The organism is Arthrobacter sp. ISL-95 (assembly GCF_018613695.1).
Lineage (GTDB): Bacteria > Actinomycetota > Actinomycetes > Actinomycetales > Micrococcaceae > Arthrobacter.
This window is the reverse complement of record NZ_JAGGPR010000018.1, coordinates 41967-55850: the sequence shown is the minus strand read 5'-3', so window position 1 is coordinate 55850 and position 13884 is coordinate 41967. Positions and strand designations below refer to the sequence as shown.

Annotated in this window: 14 protein-coding genes and 1 pseudogene; 6 read left to right on the top strand and 9 right to left on the bottom strand. The window is 61.8% G+C overall.

Annotation, left to right across the window (positions count from 1 at the left end; translation table 11 throughout):
- The first annotated feature begins 148 nt into the window (after positions 1-148).
- The 3 genes from J7I86_RS21075 (at position 149) to J7I86_RS21065 (ending at position 1730) form a co-directional block, all read left to right on the top strand.
- Positions 149-418 (top strand): GlsB/YeaQ/YmgE family stress response membrane protein, encoded by a 270-nt coding sequence (locus J7I86_RS21075; RefSeq protein ID WP_214822800.1) that lies wholly within the window; start codon positions 149-151, stop codon positions 416-418.
- A complete protein-coding gene (locus J7I86_RS21070; RefSeq protein ID WP_214822799.1) occupies positions 411-671 on the top strand; it encodes a hypothetical protein in 261 nt (86 codons plus the stop codon). Before J7I86_RS21075 ends, J7I86_RS21070 begins: the two co-directional genes overlap by 8 nt.
- Positions 672-866: 195 nt before the next feature.
- The gene (locus J7I86_RS21065; protein WP_214822836.1) at positions 867-1730 is read left to right on the top strand and encodes a helix-turn-helix domain-containing protein; all 864 of its coding nucleotides are present in this window, start codon (positions 867-869) and stop codon (positions 1728-1730) included.
- Here the strand turns inward: J7I86_RS21065 and J7I86_RS21060 are convergent.
- The 7 genes from J7I86_RS21060 to J7I86_RS21030 form a co-directional block, all read right to left on the bottom strand.
- Positions 1722-2285, bottom strand: coding sequence for a cysteine hydrolase family protein (locus tag J7I86_RS21060; RefSeq protein WP_214822798.1), 564 nt, complete (start codon positions 2283-2285; stop codon positions 1722-1724). The two genes, J7I86_RS21065 and J7I86_RS21060, sit on opposite strands and share 9 nt — an antisense overlap.
- 47 nt (positions 2286-2332) lie before the next feature.
- A complete protein-coding gene (locus tag J7I86_RS21055) occupies positions 2333-3268 on the bottom strand; it encodes an SDR family oxidoreductase (RefSeq protein WP_214822797.1) in 936 nt (311 codons plus the stop codon).
- 80 nt (positions 3269-3348) lie between these two features.
- Positions 3349-4152 carry a DUF1206 domain-containing protein gene (locus J7I86_RS21050; protein ID WP_214822796.1) on the bottom strand — a complete coding sequence of 268 codons (804 nt, stop codon included), beginning with the start codon at positions 4150-4152 and terminating at the stop codon, positions 3349-3351.
- 121 nt (positions 4153-4273) lie between these two features.
- Positions 4274-4477: a hypothetical protein gene (locus J7I86_RS21045; RefSeq protein WP_214822795.1), complete on the bottom strand. Its 204-nt coding sequence runs from the start codon at positions 4475-4477 to the stop codon at positions 4274-4276.
- Positions 4478-4999: 522 nt separating this feature from the next.
- Positions 5000-5479, bottom strand: a complete 480-nt coding sequence (locus J7I86_RS21040) for a hypothetical protein (protein ID WP_309476777.1) — start codon at positions 5477-5479, stop codon at positions 5000-5002.
- Positions 5480-5585: 106 nt separating this feature from the next.
- Positions 5586-6008 carry an STAS/SEC14 domain-containing protein gene (locus J7I86_RS21035; RefSeq protein WP_214822793.1) on the bottom strand — a complete coding sequence of 141 codons (423 nt, stop codon included), beginning with the start codon at positions 6006-6008 and terminating at the stop codon, positions 5586-5588.
- A gap of 133 nt (positions 6009-6141) precedes the next feature.
- Entirely contained in the window at positions 6142-7083 is a 942-nt protein-coding gene (locus J7I86_RS21030; RefSeq protein WP_214822792.1) for a GlxA family transcriptional regulator, read from the bottom strand.
- A gap of 132 nt (positions 7084-7215) precedes the next feature.
- Between J7I86_RS21030 and J7I86_RS21025 the strand changes: the two genes are divergently transcribed.
- On the top strand, positions 7216-7854 hold the full coding sequence (locus J7I86_RS21025) for an isochorismatase family protein (protein ID WP_214822791.1): 639 nt from the start codon (positions 7216-7218) through the stop codon (positions 7852-7854).
- Positions 7855-7905: 51 nt separating this feature from the next.
- Here J7I86_RS21025 and J7I86_RS21020 read toward each other — a convergent pair whose 3' ends face one another.
- Complete coding sequence (locus J7I86_RS21020) at positions 7906-9321, bottom strand: MFS transporter (RefSeq protein ID WP_214822790.1); 1416 nt, start codon at positions 9319-9321, stop codon at positions 7906-7908.
- Between the two features lie 78 nt (positions 9322-9399).
- Between J7I86_RS21020 and J7I86_RS21015 the strand changes: the two are divergent.
- Together J7I86_RS21015 and J7I86_RS21010 are read left to right on the top strand one after the other, a co-directional pair.
- Positions 9400-10628 (top strand): annotated as a pseudogene (locus J7I86_RS21015) (ATP-binding protein).
- An 86-nt stretch (positions 10629-10714) separates the two neighbouring features.
- Positions 10715-12238 (top strand): polysaccharide deacetylase family protein, encoded by a 1524-nt coding sequence (locus J7I86_RS21010; protein ID WP_286180099.1) that lies wholly within the window; start codon positions 10715-10717, stop codon positions 12236-12238.
- 66 nt (positions 12239-12304) lie between these two features.
- Here the strand turns inward: J7I86_RS21010 and J7I86_RS21005 are convergent, their stop codons facing one another.
- Positions 12305-13729: a serine/threonine-protein kinase gene (locus J7I86_RS21005; protein WP_214822789.1), complete on the bottom strand. Its 1425-nt coding sequence runs from the start codon at positions 13727-13729 to the stop codon at positions 12305-12307.
- Between the last annotated feature and the right edge of the window lie 155 nt (positions 13730-13884).

Sequence of the window (13884 nt, the reverse complement as noted above, 5' to 3'; positions counted from 1 at the left end):
GGGGTTTCACACTAGTTCCAATTCCCCACATTCCATAGGGCCTTCAGGGGCCCCATTACGGTGCCTACACCTTGGAACAGGCACCCGATGAAATTACTCGCTTCATCACGTTCATGGAATTTCCATCAACAAGAAAGTAGGAGCAAAAATGGGTTTCTTTGGTTTTCTTCTGCTCGGTCTTTTGGCCGGCGCTATCGCAAAGCTTATTCTTCCCGGCCGCCAGGGCGGCGGTTGGCTTATCACCCTCCTGTTGGGCGTCGTCGGCGCACTCCTGGGTGGTTGGATCGGCGGGCTGATTTTCAATACTGGCCTGCAGGAATTCTTCTCCCTCACCACGTGGCTCCTGGCAATCGGTGGCTCCATCATCGTGCTGCTGATCTACGGCCTGGTCACCGGACGCAAGGCACACCATGGCTAATAACCAGAACCGCGATGCCAACGGTGAGGAACTGGAAGGCCAGTACTCCGAAGGCGACTACGGCGACACCGGAGTGTCTCCGGAAACCCTGAAGGATGACGCCGGAGGCGACTACACCGAAGGTGACTACGCCGAGAAGACGGTACCTTCGGCAGACGCCGAATTGAACGAAAAGAACACGGAAGACGTCCCTGAGGACCGACCCTTCTCCTCCGAACCGGACGAAGAAGCATCAGGCTCAAGTCGCCCGTAACATCTGAAGACAGTCAAGAACCCGGAGAACTGCAACTGCAGCCTCCGGGTTCTTGCGTTGGCCGGGGCCTGCTCCATCCCGGGCCTGATACTTTCGGGCATGGATTGTTGGGGCATGGACCATGACGCCCGCGTAGCGTCGACGAAAGGATGGAAACAGGTGCAAGAGGGAGACGGGGTGCAGGAAGGGACCATGATGCAGGGCTGGAACCGGGCAATAGAGCTGATCGAGCAGGACCTCACCACGGACGTCGAGGTGGGGATCCTGGCCAAGGCCGCTTTGACGTCCGAGTATCACTTCCGGCGAATGTTTTCCTCGCTGGCAGGCATTCCCATCTCCGAGTACATCCGCAGGCGGCGACTGACAGCCGCCACCGCGGAAGTTCTGGAAGGCCTCACGGTCTTGGATGTTGCCGTTCGCTACGGCTACGGATCAGCAGAAGCATTCAACCGTGCGTTCAAGGCCATGCACGGGCTGACCCCTTCCGAGGCACGGCTGCCGGGCGCCGTTCTCCATTCCCAACCTCAGTTGAGGTTCCACCTCCGAGTCGAAGGAAATACTGACATGTTGCACCGCATCGAAGATCAACCGGCTTTCCGCCTTATTGGCCTCAAAGCCCGGGTCCCGCTGGTCCACGAAGGACCTAACAACGCCATCATCGAGTTCCAACGCGGGTTGGACCCCGCCGTCACCAAGCGCTTGCTGGAGCTTGCCGACATGGATCCGGCAGGCCCCGTATCCGTCACCGACAACATCCAGGAGGAGCGCACCGAGGGAAGCGAGCTGGACTACTGGCACGCAGTGGCCTCTACCAAACCGGTCCCGGCAGGTTTCGAGTCCCTTGAGGTGCCGGCAGGCTTATGGGTGGTCTTTGAAACCGAAGGGAAGTTCCCGGAAGTCCTTCAGGGTATGTGGGCAGACGCCGCTACGGAGTGGTTTCCCGCCAACCCGTACAGGTGGGCACCGGGACCGGAAATGCTCAGTGTCCAGGTGGAGCCCGGCGGCACGCACGGCCGCGGCCAGTTGTGGATCCCCATTGAAAGGGAAGACCTACGCTGACGGAGCCGTTCCGAGAAGCTGGCGAATCTCGTCCATCGGCAGCACATTCTGCCGGTATTCGCGGGTAAACACCCGCAGTACGGACTCGGCGGCTTCCGCATTTTCTGTTCCAATGGCTTCGGCTGCGTAGATCACTTTGATGTTGTGGGCGAACGCGTCAGCGGCGGTCTGAGCAATGCAGTTATGGGCTGAGATGCCGGCAAGAATGACGGTGTCCACCTCCCAATTCCGCAGGCGCATTGCCAGGTCCGTCCCAAAGAAGGCGCTGTCCCGGGTCTTGATCAGCAGTGGATAGTCCTCCGTGAGCAGGCCCGGAACGAATTCGGCCTGCTCACTGCCCCTGAAGATGAAGCCTTGGTCATCGTCCAGCATGTTCAGGCTCCACGTAGACTTGTCCCGTTCATGCACGGTTCCCACCAGGAGAACTTTGCCCCCGGCTTGGATCGCTGCGCTGGTCAACGAGTTGCAGGCAGCAACAATTTCTTCCTGACGCCCCTTCAAAGCCGGGTCCTCGAAGTAGGCGTTCTGCATGTCGATCACCAACACTGCGATCATTCGTATCTCCCTTAAATCTCAACCCCATCAACCCGCCCCGCCGCGGATCAGAGTCCCTTGCCACCTGTGACGGGAAGGACAGCCCCTGAAATGTAGGATCCTTCGTCAGACGCCAGCAGAACGTAGGCCGGCGCCAGCTCGGCCGGCTGGCCGGCCCGGCCCAGGGGCGTGTCCTGTCCGAAGGTGGGAAGCTTGTCCGGCCATTCGGTAGCGGGAATCAGCGGAGTCCAGATGGGACCGGGTGCCACAGCGTTGACGCGGATTCCCTTGGGCCCCAGTTCCTCGGCCATGGCCTTGGTGAAGGCCACTTGGGCTGCTTTGGTCATGGCGTAGTCGATCAACTGGGCGGAGGGATTGAAGGCTTGGATGGAGGCTGTGACAATGATCGATGCGCCCGGACGGAGATGCGGAATGGCTGCCTGTGCCGTCCAGATGAGGGAGTACAGATTGGTCTTGAAGACGCGGTCAAACTCCTCGGTGGGTATGGTCTCCAGGCCTTCGCGGTTCTTCTGATAGGCCGCGTTCAACACCACCACGTTGAGCCCGCCGAGTTCCTGCACGGTACGTTCCACAATCCGGGCCGCAAAGCCTTCATCCCGTGCGTCACCGGGCAATAGCAGGACCTGCGATCCGCACTCACGGATCCATTCCGCCGTCGACTGCGCATCTTCCTCTTCCTCCGGAAGGTAGCTGATGGCCACATTGGCGCCTTCGCGCGCGTAGGCAATGGCTACTGCAGCACCGATGCCGGAGTCGCCGCCGGTGATGAGCGCCGTTTTGCCCTGCAAGCGTCCGTGCCCCACGTAGCTTTTCTCGCCATGATCCGGTTGCGGATCCAAAGGCTTGGTGAGACCGGGCTGCTCCTGCTCCTGCTGGGGAAATTCGCCTGAGTGGTACCCGCTGCGAGGGTCCGATGGTGCGGAGGTGAGGCGGTTCCCGTCGGTTTGCGGCTTGTCAGTCTGGTTCGGTTCACCTTGAGTCATGGTTCTGCCCCTTTTCAGATTGCACTACACGGTACTTTTGCCCTGTACCCAGCCTCTCAAGCTCCTAAACGCGGACAGCCCTAGGTCCGAAGAGTCCTCGCTTTGACCATGAGGAACAGCCCATACGCGATCAGCCCGAGTGCCACTGCAGCCAGCAGGTAAGGCCCGTAAGGCTGCTCCTTCAAAGCTTTCAGGCCCCCGTCAAGCCCGGTTGACTGTTCGGGCTGGACGCGGACCGCAGCGATAACCACCAGCAGGCCAACAAGGAACAAAGCGATTCCCTTGGCGATGTACCCCACCACACCAACCCAGAGTTGGAACTTATGCACGGACGGGTTGGATGACAGGGAAAGGTCATTGGTGAACTTCTTCCGAAAGCCCCTCACTGCAAAGACGACGCCGGTAATCGCGATACCGGCACCGACGGCGACCAGCAGGAATATCCCGAACGGCGCCTTCATGAGGGTGCCGGTGAAGTCGCTGCTGGACTCGCGGCTATTTTGGCCCTGTCCCATGACGAAGGACATGATGGTGGCAGCCAAGGCAGCGAAGACAAGGGCCTGACCCAGAGCTGAGAGCCTCTTGGTCAGCTTGTTGTCCGAGACGTTCCGGTATCCAAGAATGGCGTTTCCCAATTGCCACAAGGCGAGCGCCGCACAGGCCGCAAAGCAGGCCCAGAGCAGGACGGGTCCGGCTGGCTTGCTGGCCACCTCGGCTACCGCACCGCTGACATCGGCTTCGCCGCTGCGGCCCACCGCGAGTTGGATTGCGATGATGCCAATGAGTATGTGCAACAGGCCGCTCACGGCATAACCCGCCCGGGCAACAGCTGCGAACGTCTGCGAATTAGCGGCTTCCTCGGCCACTCCGGCGGCCTTTTTCACCTCGTCCTTGATGACAAGCCTCCTTAGTTATTGCGCTGGACTCCATCGTCCCTTAAACGACGTCGGGCAGGGTACCTTCCCGAAGAGAAAGGTCCCTGCCCGAGTCAAAAGCTGCGGCGTTCTAGAATCCGACGACCGACTGCGGCCATATGCTCCGAAGACCGGCACCAAGTGGGTTGAACGGCTCACGGATGGTCACCACTGCCCGGGCCTGTCCAGGGGCGTCTCCGGAGTGGCCGGCAGCATCCGCGGAGCCTGCGAGGGCATCGGACGCCGTATGGGCGGCGCCGGCTGTTGCGGACTTGGCGGAGATCTGGTCAGTCATTTTGGTGGTCCTTCCTGGAAGTTCCCGTCAGCTGATTGGCTGATGTTTCAACCATGGGACGGGGTCCTCAAGAAGGACGCCGGGTCATCTCAAGATTTCCTCAAGATTTTGGGCCGAGCGCTGGCTCAGCTGCAGCCGGTGGATGGTCACGGCACCTTTGACTACCAGCCGAAGCGTGCCGCTGGCTGTCCAAGCCGGGAGAACGGGAGGGGTCGACGTCGATCCGAACCTCGCCGTTGTAGCCCTCCTTCAGTTGGCACTGGCCAAGGTTCAGCCAGGTATCGGCCGGCCCGGAGGTCTGGACGGTGATGCTGCAACCGCCAAAACTCCTGGCTGCCTTGGTGGACAGGACCTCACAGTGGACTGCAGTTATTGGCTGCAGCTCCCATTTCCGGTAAACCGCCCACGCAGGCGTGCAGGGATCCGCCGGAGAGATCGCCGTACCCGAGAGGGGCTGCGCAGCAGACGTACGACGGCGACCTCCCGCCGTCGTGCGTTTGCTGCTTTTCGCTGGTGGTCGGCTTAGCGCGCGTCCTTCTTCGCTTGGCGTCGGGCGCCTTGCGAGCTGCTGGAGGCGTCCCGTTTTACTCCGCCGGTGGTTTTTTGGTGGGAGCGTGCGCGGCCGGAATCGTCGGTGGAGGGGCTGCCGGTTCCGGTACTCTCCGGTCCTGTGGACTTGCCGGCGCTGGCGCGTTCCAGCCGCTCATCCTTAAGTTCCTCGGCGGCCTCGTGCGCCACCCGGGCGAGTTCGTTGCTCACAATCGAGAGTGCTTCCTCGAACACAAACGCCCGCGCCCGCGCTTTGTCCGACTTGTTGGCTGCGGCTCCGCGACCACCAGCTACCAGTACCTCGTCTGCTGCTTTGCGCCGGTAATTGGTGGTGTATTTGTTCCGGGCCTTCCGCACCCGTTTATGGAGTTTGAGGAGGCCGTCCTCGTCCAGGAGCTCAAGTCTGGCTGGCTCCAATTCGCGAATCACATCAAGTTGATCTTGTTTCAACACCCACAGATATTGGTCCATTTGCCGATACTTCCATACCTCCTGTCCGAGGTATAGAGCGTCACGGAGTTCTCACGCGAAGAGGTAGGGAACGTTTCTGCCGGCGTGGTCACGGCGGAGATGCTCCCAGCGAACCTGCAGGGTTTCTCTGAGGATCGGCTGGCTGCTCTGCTTCCACGAGCCACGTCCTTGCCTCAACTTCGGAGGTAAAGAACCGCGTGGGGCAGGGTGCCGGCTGGGCGGCCAGTTGGTAATCGACGAGTATGCGGTCAACGGCGTTTTCACCCAGCAATGCGATTCTGGAAGCCGCGCAGGGTTCGATGAAAACGTCCCGTGCTGCGCGGCTCAAGTGACTTGCGTTAGCCATTCTGACCAGCAAGGGATAGCGATTACCGACAGCGAATTCGTTGACTGCATTCACGGCTGCCCGGGCATTGTGGGCCTCAATACGGACACCCGGATCCCATGCCAGTAACAAGACGTTGTCCGGCTCAAGCTGGAGAGTGTAATCGACGTGGTCCGCCTCAGCCATAGAACCGTCTCCATCTCTGCAGGATCGCAGGACCGCCCGCGCGCCGCGGACTGACTCCACCCTGCACCACGCGGCAATCATCACGTCTCATCCGAAAAGAGTGATCTTTGGCTGTGCGTTACACCGGAAGGAGTCAGGCCGTAAAGCGACGCCTGTAGTCCGTGGGCGAAGTGGAAAAAGCCCCCGCAAAGTTCTGCCTAAGGGTCACTGCGCTGCCAAAGCCGCAGTCGGCCGCCACCTGGTCGATGGATAGTTGGGTAGTTTCCAACAACCTGCGGGCAGCATCCAGCCGGCGGGTCCGTATCCAGGCCGACGGCGTGGTCCCGGTTGAGGCGCGGAAGGCCCGTACAAAGGTTCGTCGGCTCATGTGGGCTTGGGCCGCGAGCCGTTCAATGCTGAGGGGTTCGCCCAGCCGCCCCATGGCCCACTCGAGCAGCCGCGCCATGGGGTCGCCTTCGGCTCGCGGCGGGAGGGGGTGCTCGATGTATTGGGCCTGCCCACCTTCACGGTGTGGAGCGATGACCAGGCTTCGCGCCACCTGGTTGGCTGCCTCCGACCCCAAGCGGCCCCTCACAACGTGCAGGCACGCATCGAGTCCGGACGCTGTACCGGCGGAGGTGAGGACATCGCCGTGATCGATGTACAGCACCGTTTGGTCCAGGGAGACATCGGGATGCCGGACAGCGAGGGAATCAAAGGCCTGCCAGTGCGTTACGGCAGAACGTCCGTTCAGGAGACCGGCGTCAGCAACAGGAATGGCTCCCAGGCATAGACCCACAATCGTTGCGCCCCTGCCGTGGGCTTGCCGGAGGACCTCGCTGAGGGCTTCGCCGGGCTCGCGTTCGTCGTCGAACCACGAGGGCACCACCACGACGTCGGCCTGTTCCGCCGTCGACGGTCCCTGGACCTGCCCCAACGTGTACCCCTCAGCGGTTTGGACGTGGCCGGCCCGGTCGGAGAACAGGACAGTTGTCCACTCAGCCAATCCCTGACGTGAAACTTCGTCGAACACCATTTGGGGGACGGCCAGGTGGAACATCGTGACGCCGTTGAAGGCATATACCGCGATCTTCACACTGCGCCCCTTCTTCCTTTTGGCCCGAATCAATCGTATATGGGCATACGTGCCACTGGTGCCTGATGACGCATGGACGGAAGGTGGAAGGGACCACCGAATACGCCCAAGTAATCACTCCGGGAGAACACCATGAGCACAGCCCGCCGCGCCTTGATCCTCGTCGACGTCCAGCAGCAGTACTTCAGCGGACCTCTGGAGATTCAGTACCCGCACCACCAGGAGTCGCTTCCCATGATCGCCAAGGCAATCGATACTGCAACTGCCGCCGGCATTCCCATCGCAGCGATCCAGCACAATGCCGGAGAAGGCGCGCCCGTCTTCGCCCCGGGAACAGTTGAATACGAGCTGCACCCCGAGGTGGAAGCCCGCAGGACCAGTTCCTGGAAAAACGTCACCAAGCAATACGGCTCGGTTTACGCCGGCACCGATGTTGCCGTCTGGCTGCGGGAGCACGACGTCGATACCGTCACCTTGGTGGGCTACATGACCAACAACTGCATCCTGGCCTCGGCCGTTGAAGCGGAGGTCCTCGGCTTCAACACCGAAGTCCTCTCGGATGCAACGGGAGCCATCAACCTGAGCAACGACGCAGGAACCGCCGACGCAAAGACCGTGCACTCCACATTGATGGCGCTGCTGAACTCCAACTGGGCTGCGGTTGCCTCCACCGAAGCCTGGGCCAACGCCATCGAGGCGAGACAGGCTCTGGAAAAGAGTGATCTTGGCAGTTCTGCCGCGGCAGGAGCCGCGGTGCACGCAGCGTCGTGATCGACCCGGAAAGCCGGCATTGTCACGAGCAATACTCCCTGGAGGACACCTCTAGTGGGAGGACGGTGAATCCACGTTTTCGCTCTCCTGCTCCTCCGCCGCTTTCTGCGCGTATGAGGCAGATACGCGACGGTAGACCGGAGTCAGGAAGGCGATCAACGCCACCACGATCATGATGATGCCGGCAGCCAAAAACACCAGGGCGATGCCACGGGAGATCCCCTCGCCCAACAGCGGTTCCAGGCTGGCCGAGCCCTCAGCGGAACGGGCGTAGGGGATGATCCAGAATTGGGCGATCGGCGCAATGAGGAAGGCAGTGATGGGTGCTGCCGCGGACTCGAATGCCATGGCGAAGCCAAACACCCTGCCCTGCCGGGGAAGTGGCACCACACTTTGAATAACGGTCTGTTCAGCGGCTTCCACCACGGGGACCAATGCCATGTAGACCCAGATTCCCACAATGTAGAGCCAGGCCCACTCCCGGAAGGTGAACACCGCACCGACTACCCCCATGAGCGCCACAGCAATGAGCATGGTCCGCAAAGGGTTGGACCCGAGGCCGAACTTTCCTATCAGCGCACCGCCCAGGATGAAGCCCGTGGCACCAATGGCAAAGACAACTCCCCACATTTCAACGGAGAACATCTCCAAGCCGTAGGGGTCCATCAACGCCATGTAGACGCCGCCGATGAAGTTGTTGAACGTGGAGAAGAGGATCAGCGCGAACAGCCCGGATATCGCCATGACCGCAGCCCACGACCCCCGCAGGTCAAAGCCGCCTTGTGCATCGGAGGCCGCTGCCTTCACTTCCTCCGGCAGGCGCAACGTGAGCAAGTGTGCGAAGGCGAGCGCGGTCAGAACCAGGGCCATAACTACCGTCCAGCCCATGCCCAGCAGCCCCACCGATAGCCCGGAGAGGACGGAGGTGACAATGAACATGAGCCCTTGCACCATGCCCACCAGCCCGTTGGCATTGGCCCGCCGATCGGGTTCGATCAGGATGGTGACGGTGGTGGACAGGGCAATGTTCCGCATGTTCTCAACCACCGCGCCGATCAGGATGATCAGGGTGAAGATCCAGAACCACGGCTGTTTCAGGTCCAGGAGCGCTTGCTCCGGTGTCAGCAGGAACATGACGCCTGAGAGGACGAACATCACCATGGTGAATGCAGCTGCGAAACGCATCACGGCCAGTTTCCGGTATCGGTCCACGAAGGTTCCAAAACTGATGCTGGAGAGGGCGATCAGAAGCATGTAGGCACCGCCGATCACTCCCGTAGCAATGACGTTGCGTGTCTCCAAGTACACCCAGAAAGTCAGGGCGAACCACAGGTAACTGGTGGTGATGTTCGCCAGGGCCGTGTTTACCAGGATCCCGTAGAAGGTCCGGGATCTTTGTGCGGGAGTGCGTACGGAGAGATCGATACTGTCAGTAGACGCGGCCGGGGCCGGTTCCTGCTCGGTCATGGGTCCCAGTAAACCACCGCCGCCACCGTCCCGGTAGTATCGGCAGGGAATCCTAATGACGCTTGGGGGAGTAATAACATGACGGAAGTTCAGGGGCAGTTGTCCTTCACTGACGACATCAGCCGTGACCTGGAATTACAGGAGTATGGCCTGGACCCTGCGGCGGATTCCACCCTGCTTCCCAATGCCGCCGTCATGAGTGCCCTCCAAAACCTGGTGCGGCTCGCCACGGAGCTTTGCGGTGCTCCCTTTGGCGTGGTCAACATCATCAGCGCGGAGTACCAGCACCAAATCGGCGCTTGGGGCGTGGACCCCGGCGTCTGCTCGCGTGAGGACTCCATGTGCGCCAAGGTGTTCCTCTCCCGCGAGAGGACCGTGGTGGCAGATGCGTCACAGGATCCGCGCTTCGCGGACAATCCCTTCGTTACCGGTGAAATCGGAAAAGTCCGCTTCTATGCATCAGTCCCTCTGCAAACGGAATCCGGATTCGTCCCTGGAACCTTGTGCGTCTTCTCGGATAAAACCAATGAGCTGCGGCCCGAACAGGTGAGCATGCTGGAGGTTTTGGCGAAGCAGGTGGTGGAGTTGTTGGAGCTTCACCACCGCACCGTCCAGCTGGACCGGACCTATGCCGAGCTGAGGGACAGCAACGCCAAGCTCGCAGGGTTTGCCGGGCGCGTCAGCCACGACCTCCGCATCCCCTCACCACCATTCTGGGCTACGTGGAGCTGGTGGAGGACGATCCCGACGTCGAACCGAACAGCACCGCTGCACGTTACCTGGACCGTATCGGCTCCAGCGGACGGCGGATGCTGGGCATGCTCGAGGACGTTCTGAGCTACTCCCGGGTGGGCGGCGCAGTCCAGCCCACCAGCGTCTCCCTGCGCCAGGTCACCGAAGAAGTGGTCCGTGACTTGGGCATTGAGAACCACCGGATCGTGGAGGTGGAGGATCTGGCTCTGCATGCCGACCGCGGACAACTGCGGACGCTGCTGCAGAACCTGCTCTCCAATGCCATGAACTACCGCAGTCCTGATCGCGATCTCCGCGTCCGGATCAGCGGGGTTTCCAACTATCAGGGCGCCACCATCTTCGTGGCCGACAACGGTAAGGGCATCAAGCCCGAGGATCGCGCCAAAGCCCTGGAGCCCTTGGTGCGTCTGCGTCGGGAGGGCGACGGTCCGGGTTCCGGACTCGGTTTGGCCACCTGCAGCAGCATCGCCAAGGCACACGGGGGCGACCTCACCCTGACGGAAACTCCCGGCGGCGGAACCACCGTAGCGATCAGCTTTCCCTCCGGTCTCTAGGGGCTCCGGGGTGTCGCCGGGTCCTGAGGCGTTGTGCCTGTCATTATTCGAGGCATGACCACCTCGTACGCCCGGTAGAGGCAACCATGCAGCGGCCCGCCCCCGTCCGCTCACCGTTCACGATTCCACTCGTCGTCATCGTGCTCTTCCTGTCCGCCTGCGTCCCCGTGCCTATCCAGCCAGGGCACCCCCTCCAGCCGGGGCTCAGCGCACCCATCGCGGTGATCGGCGAGGCACCGTCCAAGATCCACCTGCAGGGGTCTGCTCTGCAGGGATCCATCGTTGACATGACGACACGCACGGCAGGCGCAGCACCTACCGTTGCGACGTGGCAGTACATCAGCGGGGCGGAGGCTTTCAACAACAGGCTCGATACCCTGCTGCTCAGTATTTTCGATACGAGGGCCGGGGGACTCCACGAACCTGCGGCGCTGCCGGCCACGCCCGGCGCTCTCCTTGCCGATGGTGTTTCGGTCACCCATGAAATCGTCCTGGCTACCGGCAGCATTGTTGGGTCCAGGTTTGTGCAAACAACAATGAGCGACGGCGTCCGCACCGGTCTCGTCAATGAGATCACCTACGAGGACCTCAGCACCGGCGTTGTCACCGGTAGTGCTGCCTTGATCAACTCCGCTATGACAGACAGGTTGCGGGCGATACTTGCAGAAGCCATCAGCCCGGTTTCTGCGACGTCGTCCTCCGCCGCGACCTCGGCACCAACACAAGCCCCGTCACCAAGTTCCGCTGACGACGCCGGGTTGCTCACCGCCGTCGTATTCACCTCCGAAGGAAACCTCAGCGTCACTCTGCACCAGGACCCCGGAACAGGCGCAGCCCTCCCGCGGTCCCTCACGGTGACGTTGAATGCCGAGGCAACAGTCGATGTCCTATCGCCCGCAGGCCAGCGTCTTCGCACTGCAGTGATCAGCGGCGCACCCTTCAATGCTCCCCGACCATCCCCCGACGGCGCAGCTCACATCAACTGCAACCTCGTGGCCTGCGCTGCCCTCACGTACGACGACGGGCCAAACGCCCAAACAACCCGTCTTCTGGCGATTCTCGAAAAACACAATGTCTTTGCCACGTTCTTCCAACAGGGCGGGTACGTCAGGGCAAATCCGGAGGTGGCGAAGGCCGTGGCAGCTGCCGGTCACACCATCGCAAACCACACCATGAGCCATGCATACCTCACCAAGCTGTCACCGGCCGGCATCGAGGGCGAAGTCCAAGGGGCCAGGAACGCCATCGAGAAGGCGACTGGAGTGGTACCGGCCTATGTCCGTCCACCCTACGGAGCCACCAACAAGTCAGTTGCCGCTTCGGTGGGATTGCCCCAGATCCTCTGGGATGTGGACTCCATGGATTGGCAATCCAAGAACAAGGCCGTGTTCCTCCCCCGGATCATGAGCCTGGTCAAGCCCGGATCCATCATCCTCCTGCACGACGTCCACGCCTCCACCGTGGACGGCCAAGGCGAACTCATCACCCAGCTCAAAGGCAAGGGCTTCTACTTGGTTACTCTCCCGCAGCTTTTCGCGGGGATCGACCTGAAGCCGGGCGCATCGTACAAGTGCCGCAGCAACGCCCCGGGGTGCGTTGCCGGACGCTGAACGTCCGGGACGGAGCGCGCACGACGGCGGCAGGTCGCCGTCGTGCGTTATTTCAGTGGGTTGGGGCTACTTGCCCTCGCCGGATCCCTTGGCCTTTTCAGACTTTTTCTCACTCATGCCGTTGCTCTTTTCCTTGGCAATGTCCGGGCCCGGCACCACGGCGGGCGCTTGTACTGGAGCGGGCGCCTGTACTGGAGCAGGTGCCGGGTCCTGGGCTGGCTCCTGCAGATTGACTACATCAGCGGGCTGGACGTCAACATTTCCGGCGCCGGAGTTACCGGCGTCGGCTGGCACAGCGTCAGCGGGCGAAGGCGCAACAGGAAGAGCGGGCACAACCGGCGCGGTTGGTTGCGGCTCTGCCTGCGAGACGCCGGTGTCCGCAGGCTGGGAGGGATCTGCGGTGTTGCTTGTGGGCGTGAGCCCCTGGGCGAGGATCAGGAGAGCGAGCGGAATGGTTACCGCCGCAGCGGCCACACCGCGAACGGTCTTGGGTCGCCGTTTGCTGAAGTCTCTGAGACCTGAAACTGTGGCCTGCCGCCTGGTTGGCGTGCGCAGTGGTGGCCGCGAAGGCATGGAAGGCAGGAGCGCGGTCCTTCGCCCGGCCTGTATGCCTTCGTCGCCGAGCGCCTGCTCGATGTCTTGTGCGGTGGGGCGCTTTTCAGGATCCATGTCCGTCATGGCTTCGAGCAGTTCCCGCAGCGGACCGGGCAATTCCAAGGGGATCTGCGGCGCGCGGTGAAGGCGGGCTGATGCCGTTTCAATGGGTGTTCCCGGGTACTCGGCCCGGCCGGTGAGGCATTCGAGGAGCACCAGGCCCAGCGAGTAGATGTCGCTCGCGGGAGTCAGGCCAAGGCCTTGAGCCTGTTCCGGGCTGAGATACTGGGCGGTCCCCACAGTGAAGCCGGTTGCGGTGAGGCGGTTGTCGTTCATGACCAGCGCGACGCCGAAGTCCGCCAGTTTTACGGAGTGCTGTCCCAGGCCGTCGTCGTCGGATACCAGGATGTTGGCCGGTTTGATGTCGCGATGGATGACACCGTGCTGGTGAACCTGGGACAGTGCCCCGGCGAGCCGGATCCCGATTCGTGCGGTCTCCGGAACGGTGAGCGGCCCCTCGGTCAACACGGCGCGCAAATCCCGACCTGCAGCCAGTTCCATGACCAGATACGCGCGTTCTTCGTTGTTGCGTGTATCGACGCCTGCGTCGAAGGCGGCCACCAGCCCCGGGTGGTCAAAGGCGGCCAGGAGCCGCATTTCGTTTTCCTGGCGGGCTCGGAACGACTCGTCGCCGGAACCGGGCAGGAAGATTTTGATGGCTACATCACGGCCAAGCAGCAGATCCGTCGCTTGGTACACGGCAGACATGGCGCCTCTGCCCAGCAGGGATCCCAACTGGTAGCGGTGGTCAAGTATTTCAGTAGCGCCTGCTTCTGTTTCTGCAGTTGCGCTGGAGGTGGGGAGCTGGGAGTCCACGGCCTCGTAGTTGTTGCCCACGAATGTCACGTCCTTCAGGCATACCCGGAGTCACGGACCCTATCGCTGTCCTTGCGTCACCCAAGCAATGCCGTCAATCAAACTTTCACGATGGCCGCGCGGCCGTCTGCTTCAGCCACGTGCGGCCCAGGCAAGCAGCCCAAACAGCATCATCC